We start from the raw sequence: 1,216 nt of genomic DNA on the forward strand, positions 1-1,216 counted from the left end.
CGGCGCAGGAGATCGAGCGCCTGGCGTTCTACGACCCGCTCACGCGGCTGCCCAACCGGCGCCTGCTGCTCGACCGGCTGCAGCGCCAGGTGCTCAGCGGCCAGCGCACGCAGCAGCACGGCGCGCTGCTGTTCATCGACCTGGACAACTTCAAGGACCTCAACGACACCCTGGGCCACGACATGGGCGACCAACTGCTGGCCCAGGTGGCCGCGCGCCTGTCGGCCAGCGTGCGCGAATGCGACACCGTCGCGCGCTTTGGCGGCGACGAATTCGTCGTCCTGCTCGAAGGCCTGGACGCCAGCGAAGAACAGGCCGCGCGCCAGGCCGAAATCGTCGCGCGCAAACTGCTCATGGCACTGAACCAGCCCTTCGAGCTGGCCGGGCGCGAACACTACAGCACCCCCAGCATCGGCCTGACCCTCTTCGGCCCCGAACGGCAAAGCGTGGACGAACTGCTCAAGCGCGCCGACCTGGCCATGTACGAAGCCAAGGCCGCCGGGCGCAACACCCACCGCTTCTTCGACCCCGGCATGCAGCAGGCCCTGCACCAGCGCTCCAGCCTGGAAGCCGAACTGCGCCAAGGCCTGGCACGCGGCGAACTCTTCGTGCACTACCAAAGCGTCGTCGACAGCCAGGGCCACGTCAAAAGCGCCGAAGCCCTGGCGCGCTGGCGCCACCCCGAACGCGGCCTCATCAGCCCCGCCGAATTCATCCCCCTGGCCGAACAGACCGGCCTGATCCTGCCGCTGGGGCGCCAGATACTGCAAACCGCCTGCAGCCAGCTCGTGCGCTGGAGCAGCCAACCCGAGACCGCACACCTGAGCGTAGCCGTCAACGTCAGCGCGCGGCAATTCAAGCAAAGCGGCTTCGTGGCCGAAGTGCTGCACATCCTGCGCGAGACCGGCGCCAACCCGCGGCGGCTGCGGCTGGAGCTGACCGAAAGCCTACTGCTGGGCGACATCGAAGACACCATCGAGCGCATGGGCCAGCTCAAGCGCGAAGGCGTGGGCTTTGCGCTGGACGACTTCGGCACCGGGTACTCGAGCCTGGGGTACTTGAAGCGCCTGCCGCTGGACCAGGTGAAGATCGACCGGGGCTTCGTGCGCGACGTGCTCTCGGACCCGAACGACGCGGCGATAGTGCGCACCATCCTGGCGCTGGCGCAAAGCCTGGACCTGGACGTGGTGGCCGAAGGGGTGGAGACGGCGGGGCA

General features: G+C 68.3%; 1 protein-coding gene. It reads left to right on the forward strand.

Going from position 1 to position 1,216, the window contains the following annotated elements; genetic code table 11:
* A partial coding sequence (locus tag CGR01S_RS16045; protein WP_042429698.1) for a putative bifunctional diguanylate cyclase/phosphodiesterase occupies positions 1-1,216 on the forward strand: 1,216 nt, incomplete at both ends.

Origin of the sequence: Comamonas granuli NBRC 101663 (assembly GCF_000739995.1) — a bacterium.
GTDB lineage: Bacteria > Pseudomonadota > Gammaproteobacteria > Burkholderiales > Burkholderiaceae_C > Simplicispira > Simplicispira granuli.